This window comes from Streptomyces sp. NPDC048255 (genome assembly GCF_040652415.1).
Classification (GTDB): Bacteria; Actinomycetota; Actinomycetes; order Streptomycetales; family Streptomycetaceae; genus Streptomyces.
Map to the genome: position 1 here is coordinate 16,123 of NZ_JBEZMA010000071.1, position 15,642 is coordinate 31,764.

The 15,642-nt window shown below is 71.3% G+C and carries 16 protein-coding genes and 1 riboswitch; of the genes, 9 read left to right on the forward strand and 7 right to left on the reverse strand.

The window, feature by feature from the left end; translation table 11 throughout:
* The first annotated feature begins 142 nt into the window (after nucleotides 1-142).
* Entirely contained in the window at nucleotides 143-442 is a 300-nt protein-coding gene (locus AB0D94_RS33285; protein ID WP_362059934.1) for a hypothetical protein, read from the forward strand.
* A 25-nt stretch (nucleotides 443-467) separates the two neighbouring features.
* Complete coding sequence (locus AB0D94_RS33290; RefSeq protein WP_362059937.1) at nucleotides 468-1,670, forward strand: glutathionylspermidine synthase family protein; 1,203 nt, start codon at nucleotides 468-470, stop codon at nucleotides 1,668-1,670.
* A gap of 105 nt (nucleotides 1,671-1,775) precedes the next feature.
* On the opposite strand, the gene rocD is transcribed toward AB0D94_RS33290, so the two are convergent.
* Nucleotides 1,776-2,981, reverse strand: coding sequence for an ornithine--oxo-acid transaminase (rocD, locus tag AB0D94_RS33295; RefSeq protein ID WP_362059940.1), 1,206 nt, complete (start codon nucleotides 2,979-2,981; stop codon nucleotides 1,776-1,778).
* Nucleotides 2,982-3,158: 177 nt separating this feature from the next.
* Nucleotides 3,159-3,249, forward strand: a riboswitch (ZMP/ZTP riboswitch).
* A gap of 35 nt (nucleotides 3,250-3,284) precedes the next feature.
* Between rocD and glyA the strand changes: the two genes are divergently transcribed.
* The 4 genes from glyA (at nucleotide 3,285) to AB0D94_RS33315 (ending at nucleotide 7,669) form a co-directional block, all read left to right on the forward strand.
* Entirely contained in the window at nucleotides 3,285-4,553 is a 1,269-nt protein-coding gene (gene glyA, locus AB0D94_RS33300) for a serine hydroxymethyltransferase (RefSeq protein WP_362059943.1), read from the forward strand.
* A 287-nt stretch (nucleotides 4,554-4,840) separates the two neighbouring features.
* Complete coding sequence (trpS, locus tag AB0D94_RS33305; protein WP_362059946.1) at nucleotides 4,841-5,854, forward strand: tryptophan--tRNA ligase; 1,014 nt, start codon at nucleotides 4,841-4,843, stop codon at nucleotides 5,852-5,854.
* A gap of 83 nt (nucleotides 5,855-5,937) precedes the next feature.
* Nucleotides 5,938-6,534, forward strand: a complete 597-nt coding sequence (locus AB0D94_RS33310) for a 2'-5' RNA ligase family protein (RefSeq protein WP_362059949.1) — start codon at nucleotides 5,938-5,940, stop codon at nucleotides 6,532-6,534.
* Nucleotides 6,535-6,700: 166 nt separating this feature from the next.
* Complete coding sequence (locus AB0D94_RS33315; protein WP_362059952.1) at nucleotides 6,701-7,669, forward strand: YihY/virulence factor BrkB family protein; 969 nt, start codon at nucleotides 6,701-6,703, stop codon at nucleotides 7,667-7,669.
* Here AB0D94_RS33315 and AB0D94_RS33320 read toward each other — a convergent pair.
* Entirely contained in the window at nucleotides 7,666-8,928 is a 1,263-nt protein-coding gene (locus tag AB0D94_RS33320) for a D-alanyl-D-alanine carboxypeptidase (RefSeq protein ID WP_362059957.1), read from the reverse strand. The two genes, AB0D94_RS33315 and AB0D94_RS33320, sit on opposite strands and share 4 nt — an antisense overlap.
* Before the next feature lie 121 nt (nucleotides 8,929-9,049).
* Between AB0D94_RS33320 and AB0D94_RS33325 the strand changes: the two genes are divergently transcribed.
* The 3 genes from AB0D94_RS33325 to AB0D94_RS33335 all read left to right on the forward strand — a co-directional run bounded on the left by AB0D94_RS33325 (nucleotide 9,050) and on the right by AB0D94_RS33335 (nucleotide 12,469).
* Nucleotides 9,050-9,388, forward strand: a complete 339-nt coding sequence (locus AB0D94_RS33325; protein ID WP_362059960.1) for a hypothetical protein — start codon at nucleotides 9,050-9,052, stop codon at nucleotides 9,386-9,388.
* Nucleotides 9,389-9,393: 5 nt separating this feature from the next.
* The gene (locus AB0D94_RS33330; protein WP_362059984.1) at nucleotides 9,394-10,746 is read left to right on the forward strand and encodes a metallophosphoesterase; all 1,353 of its coding nucleotides are present in this window, start codon (nucleotides 9,394-9,396) and stop codon (nucleotides 10,744-10,746) included.
* Between the two features lie 166 nt (nucleotides 10,747-10,912).
* The gene (locus AB0D94_RS33335) at nucleotides 10,913-12,469 is read left to right on the forward strand and encodes an ABC transporter substrate-binding protein (protein WP_362059963.1); all 1,557 of its coding nucleotides are present in this window, start codon (nucleotides 10,913-10,915) and stop codon (nucleotides 12,467-12,469) included.
* A gap of 6 nt (nucleotides 12,470-12,475) precedes the next feature.
* Here the strand turns inward: AB0D94_RS33335 and AB0D94_RS33340 are convergent, their stop codons facing one another.
* The 5 genes from AB0D94_RS33340 to AB0D94_RS33360 form a co-directional block, all read right to left on the reverse strand.
* Entirely contained in the window at nucleotides 12,476-13,204 is a 729-nt protein-coding gene (locus AB0D94_RS33340; protein ID WP_362059966.1) for a TetR family transcriptional regulator, read from the reverse strand.
* An 11-nt stretch (nucleotides 13,205-13,215) separates the two neighbouring features.
* Nucleotides 13,216-13,629 (reverse strand): DCC1-like thiol-disulfide oxidoreductase family protein, encoded by a 414-nt coding sequence (locus AB0D94_RS33345; RefSeq protein WP_362059969.1) that lies wholly within the window; start codon nucleotides 13,627-13,629, stop codon nucleotides 13,216-13,218.
* A 3-nt stretch (nucleotides 13,630-13,632) separates the two neighbouring features.
* Nucleotides 13,633-14,037, reverse strand: a complete 405-nt coding sequence (locus AB0D94_RS33350) for a hypothetical protein (protein WP_362059972.1) — start codon at nucleotides 14,035-14,037, stop codon at nucleotides 13,633-13,635.
* 69 nt (nucleotides 14,038-14,106) lie between these two features.
* Nucleotides 14,107-14,433: a Uma2 family endonuclease gene (locus tag AB0D94_RS33355; RefSeq protein ID WP_362059975.1), complete on the reverse strand. Its 327-nt coding sequence runs from the start codon at nucleotides 14,431-14,433 to the stop codon at nucleotides 14,107-14,109.
* A gap of 120 nt (nucleotides 14,434-14,553) precedes the next feature.
* Nucleotides 14,554-15,312: an alpha/beta fold hydrolase gene (locus AB0D94_RS33360; RefSeq protein ID WP_362059979.1), complete on the reverse strand. Its 759-nt coding sequence runs from the start codon at nucleotides 15,310-15,312 to the stop codon at nucleotides 14,554-14,556.
* Nucleotides 15,313-15,642 lie beyond the last annotated feature (330 nt).

Genomic DNA, 15,642 nt, shown 5'->3' on the forward strand with positions numbered 1-15,642 from the left:
CCAGCGCGCGGCACCCGGCGTGCAAACCAACCCAATCAGCGCGAACTGACTTCAGGTCACAGATCTCACGGCGTCCGGATTCCATCGGCAGGGGGCCTGGATCTAGTCTGTCGGCAGCACGCCACTAGGGGGAGCAGCAGACATGGACAGCAGCAGCACCAACAAGCGCCGTATGCGTTCCGGAGCCGTCGCACTCGGCGGCATGGGCCTGCTCGCGGCCACGCTCGTCGCCTGCGGCAGCAGCGACGAGCCCGACCGGCGCTGCGCGTCCCGCTCCACCCTGAACAAGCTGAACGAGAAGGAGTGCAAGACCGGCGGCACCGGCTCGTACTACTACGGCGGCTCCGTCACGAACGGCAAGGTCTCCGGCGGCAGTTTCGACAAGTCCGCCGTCACCCGCGGCGGCATAGGCAAGAGCCACTCCGGCTCCAGCGGCGGCTGACCGAAACCCGAGGGAACGGCGCACCATGAAGCGGCACACCATCGAGCCCCGCCCCGACTGGCAGAAGACCGTCGAGGAGCAGGGGCTGATCTACCCCCTCACCCGCTACCCCGACGACTCCCTGCGCCCCTACTGGGACGAGAGCGCGTACTACTCCTTCTCCCTCCCCGAGGTCGAGGCGCTGGAGAACGTCGTCGAGGAGCTGCACGCGATGTGCCTGGCCGCGGCCGCGCACATCGTCGAGCACGACCGCTTCGCCGACCTCGGCATCACCGATCCGAAACTGGCCGCCCTGATCGCCGAGTCCTGGCGGCGGCGCGCCGAGCAGCCCTCCCTCTACGCCCGCTTCGACCTGCGCTACGACGGCAGCGGCAGCCCGGCCAAGATGCTGGAGTACAACGCCGACACCCCCACCTCGCTGGTGGAGGCGGCCAGCCCGCAGTGGTTCTGGATGGAGGAGCGCTTCCCCGGCGCCGACCAGTGGAACTCCCTCCACGAACGCCTCGTGGACGCCTGGCGCCGGCAGGCCGAGCTGCTTCCGGCCGGGCCGGTGCACTTCGCGCACTCCGAGTCCGACGAGCTCGGCGAGGACCTGATGACGGTGGCCTACCTCCAGGAGACCGCCGAGCAGGCCGGCCTGGCCACCGAGGCCCTCCCCGTCGAGCAGATCGGCTGGGACAGCCTCTCCGGCCGGTTCGTGGACGAGAAGCTCCGCTTCATCCGCACCTGTTTCAAGCTCTACCCGTGGGAGTGGCTGGCCACCGACGAGTTCGGCCCGCAGGTGCTCGGCACCTACGACCACGGCGGCGGCTCCGGCACCACCTGCTGGATCGAGCCGATGTGGAAGATGCTGCTGTCCAACAAGGCGCTGCTCGCGATCCTCTGGGAGCTCTTCCCCGAGCACCCGAACCTGCTGCCCGCCTACCTCGACGGCCCCCGCGAGCTGGCGGAGCCCGGTTCCTCCGGCTACGTCGCCAAGCCGCTCCTCGGCCGTGAGGGAGCGGGGGTCACCCTCCACGAGGCGGGTGAGGGCGGCGAGCCGTTCGTACCGCAGGAGGGGGAGCGGTACTGCTTCCAGGCCCTCGCCCCGCTGCCCGACTTCGACGGCAACCGGGTGGTCCTCGGCGCGTGGGTCGTCGAGGACGAGGCGGCGGGACTCGGCATCCGCGAGTCGGCGGGGCCGGTCACGGACGAGTACGCCCGCTTCCTGCCCCACGTCATCCTCTAGCTCCAGCTCTGGCTCCCGCTCTGGCTCCAGCTCTCGCCGGGCGGGCCGGTCCGGGCGGGCCGGGGCGGGTCCCGCCCGGTCGCCCGGGCGGTCCCGCCCCCGTCCTTACGCGCCGAGGACCGACCGGAGCTGGTCCAGTCCCCAGTCCAGGTCCTCCTTGCTGATCACCAGCGGCGGAGCGATCCGGATCGTCGACCCGTGGGTGTCCTTCACCAGCACTCCCAGCTCCATCAGCTTCTCGGAGATCTCCCGGCCCGTGCCGCGCGAGGGGTCGACGTCCACGCCCGCCCACAGGCCGCGCCCGCGTACGGCGGTCACCGCACCCGCGCCGACCATCAGGTTCAGCTCCCGGTGCAGGTGCTCGCCGAGCTCGGTGGCCCGCTGCTGGTACTCGCCGGTCCGGAGCATCGCGATGACCTCCAGGGCGACGGCGCACGCGAGCGGGTTCCCGCCGAAGGTGGACCCGTGCTGGCCGGGCCGGAAGATCCCGAGGACGTCCCGGTCGGCGACGACGGCCGACACCGGCACCACGCCGCCGCCCAGCGCCTTGCCGAGGAGGTACACGTCGGGGACGACCCCCTCGTGCTCGCACGCGAAGGTCTTGCCGGTCCGCCCGAGGCCCGACTGGATCTCGTCCGCGATGAACAGGACGTTCCGCTCGCGCGTGAGCTCCCGTACGCCTCTGAGGTACCCGGCGGGCGGCACCAGCACCCCCGCCTCGCCCTGGATGGGCTCCAGCAGCACGGCCACGGTGTTCTGCGTGACGGCCGAGGCGAGCGCCGTGAGGTCTCCGTACGGGACGATCTCGAAGCCCGGCGTGTACGGCCCGTAGTGGTCGCGGGCTTCGTGGTCGGTGGAGAAGCTGATGACCGTCGTCGTACGGCCGTGGAAGTTGTCGGCCGCGACCACGATCTTGGCGTGCCCGTCCGGGACCCCCTTGACCTCGTAACCCCACTTGCGGGCCGTCTTCACGGCCGTCTCCACCGCCTCCGCGCCGGTGTTCATGGGCAGCACCATCTCCTTGCCGCACAGCGCGGCGAGTTCGGCGCAGAATTCCGCGAAGCGGTCGTGGTAGAAGGCGCGCGAGGTGAGCGTGACCCGCTCCAGCTGTGCGCGGGCGGCGTCGATCAGACGGCGGTTGCCGTGGCCGAAATTGAGCGCCGAGTACCCGGCCAGCATGTCGAGATACCTGCGGCCCTCCACATCGGTCATCCAGGCCCCCTCCGCGGAAGCGACGACCACGGGCAGCGGATGGTAGGTGTGCGCGCTGTGCGCGTCGGCGGAGCGGATGGCATCAGCAGTTGTCGACACGGGGTCTCCGATCGTCGGTCTTGCCGGGTGAGCCGGTGACGAGAGTGGCGTCACCTTCTTATCGTCGCTCGTATGCCGGACGCAGAAACCTCTCCTGTGACGCGCCCGCCAGGTGAGTGAGTCCGAAGTGGCCCCTCCCCGCAGGCGCCACCTCGGACTCACTCATCTAAGGTGGGCGGTACGCACGGCGACTGGCGTACGGAGAACCAACTCCGGGGGAGTCGTGCGCGCTCGACCGCATACAGGGCCGCTCGCCTGGGCCTCGCGGGGTACCGATCCCCATCGACCCCGGAGGAGCCCGCCATGTCCGCGAGCCGCCATCCCGCCCTTTCCGCGACCGACCCCGAACTGGCGTCCTTCGTCGCAGCCGAGGAAGTCCTCCAGGCGGAGACCCTGCGCCTGATCCCCAGCGAGAACTACGTGTCCGCGGCCGTCCTCGAGGCCTCCGGCACGGTGCTCCAGAACAAGTACAGCGAGGGCTACCCCGGCCGCCGCTACTACGAGGGCCAGCAGAACATCGACCGCGTCGAGGCCCTCGCGGTCGAGCGGGCGAAGGGCCTGTTCGGCGTCGACCACGCCAACGTGCAGCCGTACTCCGGCTCTCCGGCCAACCTCGCCGTGTACCTGGCCTTCGCGAAGCCCGGCGACACCGTGATGGGCATGGCCCTGCCGATGGGCGGCCACCTCACCCACGGCTGGGGCGTGTCGGCGACGGGCTCGTGGTTCCGGGGCGTGCAGTACGGGGTCCAGCCCGGCACCGGGCTGATCGACTACGACGCGGTGCGCGACCTGGCGCTGGCGGAGCGGCCGAAGATCATCTTCTGTGGTGGCACCGCCCTCCCGCGCACGATCGACTTCGCGGCCTTCGCGTCCATCGCCGAGGAGGCGGGCTCGGTCCTGGTCGCCGACGTGGCGCACATCGCCGGTCTGATCGCGGGCGGCGCGCACCCGTCCCCGGCGGGTCACGTGGACGTGATCTCGACGACCACGCACAAGACGCTGCGCGGGCCGCGGGGCGCGATGCTGATGTGCCGCGAGGAGCACGCGAAGGCCATCGACAAGGCCGTCTTCCCCGGCCTCCAGGGCGGCCCGCACAACCAGACGACCGCCGGTATCGCCGTGGCCCTGCACGAGGCGGCCCAGCCGTCCTTCACGGCGTACGCGCACCAGGTGGTCGCCAACGCGAAGGCGCTGGCCGCGGCGCTGCTGGAGCGGGGCTTCGACCTGGTGTCGGGCGGTACGGACAACCACCTGATCCTGATCGACCTGACGGGCAAGGGCGTCCCCGGCAAGACCGCGGCCAAGGCCCTGGACCGGGCGGGGATCGTCGTGAACTACAACACGGTCCCGTTCGACCCGCGCAAGCCGTTCGATCCCTCGGGGGTGCGGATCGGTACGCCGTCGCTGACCTCGCGCGGGCTCGGCGTCGCGCACATGCCGGTGGTGGCCGAGTGGATCTCCCGGGCGGTGGACGCCGCCGCGAAGGGGGACGAGGCGGTGCTGGCCGCCGTCCGCGCGGAGGTGGCCGACCTGATGGCAGCCTTCCCGGCCCCGGGCCTTCCGTTGTCCTGACCTGCGGCGCCGTTGCCGGGGGCGCTGCCCCCGGACCCCCGCGCCTCGAACGCCGGCGGGGCTGGATCTGCCGCTGCGCGGCAACCAGCCCGCCCGCGTTCGAGGGCGCACCCGCGGAGCCCCGCGCAGCGGCCCGCCCGCGGAAATCGGTCGCTCGGCCGGGGCGGGATCCGGACGCGCCGCTACCGCCCGGTACCCCGGCACGGCACGGGCAGGGCCGGGGCGGCCCGGAAGGATCAAGCCAGCGGCGGGCCGGAGCCCACCCCCGCACCTGAGAGAATGAAGCCATGGCTTCTGATCGTCCTCGCGCGCTCTCCGGCATCCAGCCCACCTCCGGTTCGTTCCACCTCGGGAACTACCTCGGAGCCATTCGCCAGTACGTCGCCCTGCAAGAGACGCACGACGCGTTCTACATGGTCGTCGACCTGCACGCGATCACGATGCCGCAGGATCCCAAGGACCTCCGTGCGAACACCCGCCTCTCCGCCGCCCAGCTCCTCGCCGCCGGCCTGGACCCCGAGCGCTGCACGCTCTTCATCCAGAGCCACGTCCCCGAGCACGCGCAGCTCGGCTGGGTCATGAACTGCATCACCGGTTTCGGCGAGGCCAGCCGGATGACGCAGTTCAAGGACAAGTCCGCCAAGGGCGGCGTCAACAACGCCACCGTCGGCCTGTTCACGTACCCGATCCTCCAGGTCGCCGACATCCTGCTCTACCAGGCGAACGCCGTCCCGGTCGGCGAGGACCAGCGCCAGCACATCGAGCTGACCCGCGACCTGGCCGAGCGCTTCAACCAGCGCTTCGGCCAGACCTTCACCCTCCCCGCCGCGCACATCGTCAAGGAGGTCGCGAAGATCTACGACCTCCAGGACCCGGCGATCAAGATGTCGAAGTCGGCCTCCTCGCCCAAGGGCCTGATCAACCTCCTCGACGAGCCCAAGGTCACCGAGAAGAAGATCAAGAGCGCGGTCACCGACACCGAGGCCGAGATCCGCTTCGACACGGAGAAGAAGCCGGGCGTCAGCAACCTGCTCACGATCTACTCCACCCTTACGGGCGAGACGATCCCCGCCCTGGAGGCGAGGTACGAGGGCAAGGGCTACGGCGCGCTGAAGACCGACCTGGCCGGTGTGATGGTCGACTTCGTCACACCGTTCAAGCAGCGCACCCAGGAATACCTGGACGACCCCGAGACGCTGGACTCCATCCTGGCCAAGGGCTCGGAGAAGGCCCGCGCGGTGGCCGCCGAGACGCTCGCGCAGACCTACGACCGCCTCGGTTTCCTGCCTGCCAAGCACTGACGAAAAGAGGGCCCTGGCGGGACCGGGGGTGCTGCCGCCACACTGGGGCGGCAGCACCAAGCAGACAAGCGGAGGAGAGATACGTGGGGACCGTAACGCTCGGCGTTTCGATCGCGGTCCCGGAGCCGTACGGCAGCCAGCTCCAGGAGCTGCGCGCGGGCTTCGGGGACGCCGCCGCGCACGGCATCCCCACGCATGTCACCCTCGTGCCGCCCACCGAGGTGGACGCGGACCGGCTCCCGCAGATCCGGGCCCACCTGGCGGAGGTCGCGGCCGCCTTCCGTGCCTTCGGGATGCGGCTGGCCGGCACGGGCACCTTCCGCCCGCTCTCGCCGGTCGTCTTCGTCCAGGTCGTCGAGGGGGCCGCCGGCTGCACCCGGCTCCAGGGCCGGGTCCGCGACCCCGAGGGGCCGCTGAGCCGCGAGCTGGCGTTCCCGTACCACCCCCACGTCACGGTCGCCCACGGGATCTCCGAGGAGGCGATGGACCTGGCGTTCACGACCCTCGCCGAGTACGCCGCCGAGTGGGTCTGCGAGGGCTTCGCGCTCTACGAGCAGGGTTCGGACGGGGTGTGGCGCAAGCTGCGCGAGTACCCGTTCGGGACCGGGCCGACCGGTGTCCCGGCACAGCTGAGCTCACCCGCCGACACCTCGGCCGAGGCGACCGTACGGCCCTCCTGACGGAGCGGCCGCAGGGCCTGGCGGGCACGGAATCTGAGCCCGCGCAGGACCAGGGAGTGGAACGGACGGCCCGTCCGGGGCACTTCGCGAAAAGTCACAAACGACGACCGTAGTCCCCGGATCAGACAATCCCGGATATTTCCGGCGGCTCAATTACGGTGACGCCATGGACTGGCTGACGAAGATTCCGGTGATCGGGCCACTGGCGGCCCGGCTGATGAGGACGCACGCGTGGCGTTCCTACGAACGTCTCGACCGCGTGCACTGGACCCGGCTGGCCGCCGCGATCACCTTCATCAGCTTCCTCGCGCTCTTTCCGCTGATCACCGTGGCCGCCGCCGTCGGCGCGGCACTGCTCAGCAAGGAACAGCTCGACACGCTCCAGAAGAACCTCGCCGAACAGGTCCCCGGCATCTCCGACCAGCTCGACCTCGACGGGCTCGTCGCCAACGCGGGCACCGTCGGCCTCGTCGCCGGCGTGATCCTGCTCTTCACCGGCATCGGCTGGATCGGCTCGATGCGCGACTGCCTGCGCGCGGTGTGGGAGAAGGACGACGAGGACCCGGGCAACCCCTTCGTCCGCAAGGGCAAGGACGGCCTCGTCCTCCTCGGCCTCGGCGGCGTGGGCCTGGCCTCGGCCGCCGCCTCGGTCTTCGGGGCCAGCGCGGTCGGGAAGTCCGCCGAATGGCTGGGCATCCCGCGCGAGGGCGCCGGCGGCGCGCTGCTGCGCACCGGGGCCTTCCTCGTCGGCGTCCTGGCCGCCTTCCTGCTGCTGCTCTACGTGCTGACCCTGCTGCCCGGCGTCGAACCGCCGCGCCGCCGCCTGATCGAGGCGGCCCTCATCGGCGCGGCGGGCTTCGAACTGCTGAAGCTGCTGCTCAGCGGCTACATGCGGGAGGTGGCCGCGAAGAGCATGTACGGGGCCTTCGGCGTGCCGATCGCGCTGCTGCTGTGGATCAACTTCACGGCCAAGCTGCTGCTGTTCGTCGCGTCCTGGACGGCGACGCGCGACGACACCGACGGGGACGGCGCCGAGGACGCCCCGGAGCCCGAACCGGACCGGGACGAGGCCCAGGACCAGTCCCCGGCCCCCGCCACGGACCGGGCCCGGCCCGACCGGCGGGACAGGACCTAGACGAGCTCGTCGCCCCGGCCCCGGCGGCCGCGCGGCCAGCGGCGGTTCACCACGAAGGCGCCGCCCGCCAGCACGGCCAGCGCCCCGCCCGCCACGCCGAGCGCGGTCCCTGCCCCGCCGCCCGCCCCGGCACCGCCCGCCGACGGGTTGTTCTCGTGCGACTGGGCCGGGGAGCCGTGGGAGGTGGTGTCCGCCCCCTTCGGCGGGACCAGTTCACCCACCGGCTTGACCTTGCCCGCAGCCGCGAAGCCCCAGTCGAAGAGCGCGGCGGTCTCCTCGTACACCGAGTTGGCCCCGCCCGCGCCCGGGTTCATCACCGTGACCAGCAGCTTCCTGGAGCCCTGCTGGGCCGCCCCGGTGAAGGTGGAGCCGGCCATGGTGGTGTTGCCGTTCTTCACCCCGGCGATGCCCTTGTAGGGGGAGATGCCGCCGGCGCCCGTCATCAGCCGGTTGGTGTTCTGGATCTCGAAGAAGTCACGCGGCTTCCCCGCCTCCTGGAGGCCCGGGAACTTCGCCTCGACCGTGCCGCAGTACTCCCGGAAGTCCTGCTTCTGCAGCCCCGAGCGGGCGATGAGGGTCAGGTCGTAGGCGCTGGAGACCTGCTCCGGGGAGTCGTACCCGTCCGGGGAGACCACATGGGTGTCCAGGGCCTGGAGCTCCTCGGCGTGCGCCTGCATGTCCTTGACGGTCTTTTCGATGCCGCCGTTCATGGCCGAAAGTACGTGCACGGCGTCGTTCCCGGACCGCAGGAACACCCCGAGCCACAGGTCGTGGACGCTGTACTCGTGGTCCTCCTTGACCCCGACCAGGCTGCTGCCCGGGCCCACGCCCTCCATGTCCTCGTCGGTGACCTTGTGGACCTGGTCCTTGGGGAGGCTGGGCAGCACGGTGTCCGCGAAGAGCATCTTCATCGTGGAGGCCGGCGGGAGCCGCCAGTGTGCGTTGTGCGCGGCCAGGACCTCGCCCGATTCCGCGTCCGCCACGATCCAGGACCGCCCGGTGAGGCTCGTCGGCAGGGCCGGGGCGCCCGGCAGCAGGTTCACCTGCGTGCCCGGCTGGCCGAGCAGGGAGCCGCCGACCGTGGACATCGACACCGGGGGCGCGGGCGCCGCCGGGACCTTCTGCGGCTGTCCCTTCCCGTCGGCCGGCGGGGCCGGCGGCGAGGACGGCGGCGGCGCGGCGTGCGCGGGCGCCACGAGCATCGCGGGGACCAGCAGCGCGGCGGCAAGGACCGTCAGCGCGGTCTTTTTGGCAGACACGCAGGTGAAAGTACATCCCGATCGGCTGTACGCCGTCACGGACCGGCCAAATCCGCGCAACCACCGCCGGGACAGCCCACCCCGGCGCGTCCGTCCTGGGGAGGAAACCGATACTGAGGACATGAAACTGAGCCGTGCCGCCTCCTGGTTCCTGCTCGCCTTCGGAGTGTGGAGCTGGTTCATCTGGGTGTCTTTCGTCCGGAACCTGTGGAAGAACGGCAGTGGCCTCGCGTTCGATGCGGCGGGTGACCCCACTTCCTACTTCTGGGTCCACCTGCTCCTCGCAGTGACCTCCTTCCTCCTGGGGACGGCCGTCGGAGTGATCGGGTTGCGCGGGGTGCGGGCCCTGCGGCGGGAATCACGTACGGGCACAGGTACGGGCGGGGGCGCGGGCACGGGCACCGGCTCGGGTGCGGACACGGGCTCGGGCACGGGTTCGGGCACGGGGGCCGGCGCATGAGAATCGTGGTCTTCGCGCTGGTCGCGCTGTCGGTCCTCGCCCTGCTGGTCCTCGTGCACCGCTGGCTCTGGATCCGCCTGGTCCGGGACACCACGACGCCGGGCCGCCTGGCCCGGCGCATCGGCACGGCCTTGGCCATCGCCCTGCCCCTCCTCTCTGTGGCCGCCCTGACCGCGGGCCGCGCCGGTGCCCCGTTCTGGCTCCAGCAGACGGTGGCCTGGCCGGGGTACCTTTGGCTGGCGGTGCTCCTCTACCTGACCCTGACGATGCTGGTGGCGGAGCCGATCCGCGCGCTGTTGCTCCGCCGTCTGGCCCACCGGGACACTTCCGCGGGCACCCCGGAGGCCGCCGCCCTCGCGCCCGTCGCCGCGGTCGCGGGCGCGGCGCAGCCGGGCCTGGAGGCGGCCCCGGCCGGAGCCGAACCGGGGTCGGTAGCGGCCCCGGAGCAGGCCCCGGCCGACGCCCCGCAGGGCTCCGGAACCGGCTCGGGTTCCGGCTCCGGCTCCGAGGCGGGCGCCCCCGCCGGGCTGCCGCTGAGCCGCCGCCGGTTCGTCGCGCGAACGGTCGGCGGGGCGGCCGCCGCCGTGGCCGTGGCCACCGTCGGGAACGGGGCGTACGGGGTCCTGCGCGGCCCGAGCGTCAAGCGGGTCCAGGTCCCCCTCGCCAAGCTGCCCCGCGCGGCCCACGGCTTCCGGATCGCCGTCGTCAGCGACGTCCACCTGGGCCCGGTCCTGGGCCGCGCCCACACCCAGCGCATCGTCGACGCCGTCAACCGCACCCAGCCCGACCTCATCGCCGTCGTCGGCGACCTGGTCGACGGCTCCGTCCAGGACCTCGGGCCCGCCGCCGAACCGCTGCGCGGGCTCAGCGCCCGCCACGGCTCGTTCTTCGTCACCGGCAACCACGAGTACTTCTCCGGTGCGCAGCCGTGGATCGACCACGTCCGCGAGCTCGGCCTGACGCCCCTGGAGAACGCCCGCCGCGCGCTGCCGCACTTCGACCTGGCCGGCGTGAACGACATCGCCGGGGAGACCGAGGGGCAGGGCCCCGACTTCGCGGCGGCCCTCGGCGACCGGGACCGGGCGCGCACCGCCGTCCTCCTGGCCCATCAGCCGGTCGTCATCCACGACGCCGTCCGGCACGGCGTCGACCTCCAGCTCTCCGGGCACACCCACGGCGGGCAGCTCTGGCCGGGCAACTACCTCGCCGAACTCGCCAATCCCACGCTCGCCGGTCTGGAGCGGTACGGGGACACCCAGCTCTACGTGTCCCGGGGCGCGGGCGCCTGGGGACCTCCGGTCCGGGTCGGGGCGCCCTCCGACATCACCGTGGTGGAACTCGCCTCATATCAGGCCTGACCTGGCATCACCGCCAATGGACCGCCAATGGACCGGCAACCGGCAGCCAAACGGGCAGCCCATGGGCCATCGAGGAACGGCCCTTCCGGTGGCTGAAATTCCGTGATGGGATGACCGGTAATCGGACAGTGGAGTGCTGTCTCCGGTACATGGGTGGGGTCACGGGATGCGGTCTGTCCGCTCGAAGATCATCGCGGCCGGGCTGGTGCTCGGCCTCGCCGGCGTGGGCGCCTGGCAGCTGCTGCCCGGGGACGGCAACGGCAGCGGGGCGATCCGGGTCGGGACGAGCGACGTCGTCTCCTCCCTCGACCCCGCCGGGGCGTACGACGCGGGTTCCTGGGCGCTGTTCAGCAACGTCTACCAGTCCCTGCTGACCATCAAGCCCGGCGCCGACACCCCCGCACCGGACGCCGCCTCCTCCTGCAACTTCGTCGGCCAGAAGCTCACCACGTACCAGTGCGAGCTGCGCCCCGAGGTGAAGTTCTCCAACGGCCGCGCGATGACCGCGCAGGACGTCAAGCACTCCTTCGACCGGATCAAGGAGATCAACTCCGAACAGGGTCCGGCCCCGCTGTTCAACACCCTGGAGTCGGTCAAGGCCGAGGACCGCACGGTCACCTTCAACCTCTCCACCCCCGACGCCACCTTCCCCTTCAAGATCGCGACGGGCGCCGCCTCGATCGTCGACCAGGAGAAGTACCCGGCCAAGGCCCTGCGCGAGGGCGGTAAGGTCGACGGCTCCGGCCCGTACACGCTCGCCGCGTACAAGGCGGGCGCGAGCGTCGAGCTCAAGCCCAACACCTCGTACAAGGGCCAGGCCAAGCCCGCCAACGGGCCCGTCACCGTCAAGTACTTCAAGGACTCGGCCCAGCTCGACCGGGCCTGGAAGGACCGCGACGTCGAGGTCGCCCACCGGGAGATGCCCCCGGAGGTGCTCGCGGCCCTCAACCCGGGCCTGAAGGACACCCGCTACCAGGCCTCCGGCGGCACCGAGACCCGGTCCATGGTCTTCAACGTCCGCCCCGGCTCCACCACCGCCGCGCCCGCCGTCCGGCAGGCCGTCGCCGCCGCCCTCGACCGCTCCAGGCTGGCGAGCGAGGTCTACAAGGGCACGGTCACCCCGCTCTACTCCCTCGTCCCGGCGGGCATCGCCTCGCACGGTACGCCGTTCTTCGACACCTACCCGACGCCCAACGGAGCCACCGCCAAGAAGCTCCTCAAGGACGCCGGGATCACCACCCCGGTCGCCGTCACCCTCGGCGTCAACACGCGCGGAGCGAACCTCCCGGAGGCCGAGGAGCTCAAGCAGCAGCTGGAGGCCACCGGCCTCTTCCAGCTGACGATCAAGCCGGTCGAGCAGTGGAGCGACTTCCAGAAGGCCTACGCTGCGGGCGAGTTCGACGCCTACACCATCGGCTGGATCGCCGACTTCCCGGACGCGGACAACTTCATCGCCCCGCTCGTCGGCGCCGACTCCTCCATGAACAACGGCTTCTCCGACAAGAACGTCGACGCCCTGATCTCCCGTACCCAGTCCCACTCGGACCGCAGCGAGGCCGCCGCCGACTTCCGCGAGCTCCAGACGCTGGTCGCCCAGCAGGTCCCGATGCTGCCGATCTGGCAGAAGAAGGACTACGTCATGTCCCGCGAGGCCGTCACCGGAGCCCAGTACCTCTCCGACGGCACCGGCGTCTGGCGCCTGTGGGAGCTCGACTGGCTCTAGGGACTGTCAGGGGGTCCCGGGGTCCGGGTCGGAGGCCTTCTTGCGGGAGGCCGCCGTCTGGGCCATGCCCGGCAGGAAGTCCGAGAACAGCTCGTGCACCTCCCGCACCAGCGGCCGCAGCACCCGGAACCGGGCCAGCACGATGCCCCGCGTCGTCAACTGCGCGCCGCGGTCGGCGAGCCGCCGCGTCTTCTCGCTGTTCGGCGAACGGTCGAAGACCCAGTACAGGACCAGGCCCATCTGCGAGAGCCACATCAGCTCCGGCAGTACGTCCTCCAGTTCGGCCGGCACCTTGGTCTTCGCCCCCGCCAGCACCTCGCGGTGGATGGCGATCGCCGCCTGGCGGGCGGGTTCCGATTCCGGTGAGAACGGGCTGAGCGGACTCTCTGGGTCCGCCGCGTTCTTGAAGAACTGGGACGCGAACTCGTGGTAGGGGGCTGCGATGTCCATCCAGCTCGTCAGTACGCCCGCGAGCCGCTTCTGCAGATCGGTCTCGCTGTCCAGGATGGGCCGGACCGCCGCCTGGTGAGCGGCGCCGATCCGGTCGTAGAACCCCTGGACCAGGTGTTCCTTCGATTCGAAGTAGTAATAGGCGTTGCCGACCGAGACACCGGCCTCCTTCGCGATACCCCGCATCGTCGTCTTGTCGAAACCCCGCTCCTGGAAGAGTCGGAGCGCGGTTTCGAGGATGAGCGTGCGGGTCTGCTCGCTCTTGGGAGCCTTCTGATCAGTCACGGTGGATGAGCCTATCGGGGGACGGAGCAGTGGTCGTCACAGGCCGGGTCCTGCGCCCCCTCGGTCCGGACCGCCTGACGCCACTTCGCCGCCGCGTACATGGCCGCCCTGGCGAACGGCCGACCGGCTGGTGTGGAAAGCCAGTTGGCCCTCGGCCGGTGCTCGGTCAGCGCCCAGAGGCACATGATGAAGGCGTCGGTGCCGGTCCACACGTGGCCCCGGTCCCCGACCACCGTGATCTCCCGCAGCGTCGACGCGTGGTCGAGCCGCGGGAAGCGGCGGTGCGCCTCGAAGGACGCGGCGGGGACCAAGGCGATCGGGACCAGCTGGTGCTGGGTGCTGAGCCAGTGCCGGATGTGCACGCAGAGCGGGCAGTTGGCGTCGTACAGGACCGTCAGCGAGCGGACCACCCCCGCGGCAGCCACGGGTCAGGCCCCGGCCGGCGCGGTCCACCCCTGCGGGGCGACCGGCGGAGTCTGGTTGCGCTCCATGAGCCCGCGGCGGCGCATCTTGTTCAGCACCCACACGTTGCCGAGGTGCATGACGCCGAGGACCAGCAGGACGACGCCGAGCTTGACCGACAGCGCCTCGAAGAGGTCGCGGGCCCGCAGGATGTCCTCGCCCGAGCGCAGGTAGAGCGTCACGAAGCCGATGTTCACGAGGTAGAAGCCGACCACCAGGAGCTGGTTGACGGCGTCGGCGAGCTTCTCGTTCCCCTGCAGGACGTCGCCGATGAAGACGCGGCCGTTACGGCTGAGCGTACGGGCGACCCAGACGGTGAGCGCGATGCTGATGAGCAGGTAGATGACGTACGCAACCACGGTGAGGTCCATAGCCCTCAGCCCCCTTGAACGTGTTCAACTCGTTGGCAGGACTGACTGTAGTCCTACTTTTGAACAGGTTCAAGCGAATGTGCGCGCCGGCGGCCGAAGCCCCGTCTCAGGCCTCGGCCGCCGGTGGAGAGCCCTGCTTGCGGTTGCGGTCCTGCGGCCGACCCGCCGCCAGCAGCTCTTCGACGTCCAGGGTGACCTTGGCCCTGAGGGAGTCGGGGAGGGGGCGAGCTCGCCGGGCGCATGGACGCGGTGGCTGGCGTAGTCGCCGTTCTGAGGGTCGGTCAGTACGCGGATCCGCTGGTGCTGCCGGTCGACGATGACGCAGACCGGGATCACGGCGCTCGCGTGCGCGCCGGCCTTGGAGCGCAGATCGGTGTCGTAGTTGCTGGAGGTCACCCCGGCCCACGGGAGGAAAGCCGGAGGCGGCGCCGGGCCTCGGCGGCGGAGCGGGCCCCCAGGGTCCTCCCCCGGGGGCGCGGCTCGGCGGTCAGGCAGGGGCGGTCTCGGCGGTCCGGGTCAGGGGCGCGTCAGGAAGTCCAGGAGCAGGCCGGTGACCTCCTCGGGGCGCTCCAGGGAGGGAAGGTGACCCGCCCAGGGCAGCTCACGGTGACGGGCGCCCGGGACGAGCGCAGGGAGCTCGGCGGCGATGCGGCGGAAGTCCGGGACGTCGTGGGCGCCGCCGAGGACCAGGAGGGGTGCGGTGACGGCGGACAGGTCGATCGCGGGCTCGGGGAGCTCGTGCTGCTCGGTGACGGCCAGGCCGACCTCGAAGTTCCGCAGCTGCATGGCCCGTACGAGGTCCCGCGCCGCCGCGTCGGCATCCGGACCGAGCCAGGTGTCGACGTTGAGCTCGACCGCGCCGGCCAGGTCGCCCACCTCCAGCAGGGCGTCCTCGGCGGCGCCGAACTTGCGGAGCTCCGGGCTCGGCTGATGACCGGGACGGCCGGGGCAGAGCAGGAACAGCGAGGCCACCCGCTCCGGGTGCAGCGCGGCCACGTGCAGGGCGACCCGGCCACCGTACGAGCTCCCGACCAGCGCGGCCCGTTCTATGCCGAGGTGGTCCAGCAGGGCCCGTACGTCGCCCTCGTCGCTGTACGGGGCCTCGGCGGCGGGGGAGTCCCCACAGGTCCGGAAGTCCAGCCGGACCACCCGGAACCCGGCCTCGACCAAGGGCCGCCACTGCGGCTCCCACATACGACGGTCACAGACGGAGGAGTGCAACAGGACCACGGCGGGGCCGTCGACGGGCCCGTCCACATCATGAGAAGGAATCACCGCCCGATCTTGCAGTGAAGCCGTCCGGGGCGCCAGAGGTTTTCGGGGGTGGGGGTGGGTTGAGCTGGGATGGGAGGGGCTGCGGAGGGTGAGGCTGGGCTTCGGGGGCGGGTGGCGGCGGGGCGGGATCTCGGCCAGCGGGGCGGTGGCTTCGGGGGCATGTAGCGGCGGGGCGGGATCTCGAAGGTGGAGCGGTGGCTAGGGGGGCGCGTGCCAGTGGGACCCGATCAGAGAAGGTTTGGGGGTTTCCCGTCAGTCCCATGGTCTCTCCGTGTCGGGCCGGCCCCTCAAGGGCGCTCCCTGCGGTCGCGTCGCTTCGCGATGGCCTGC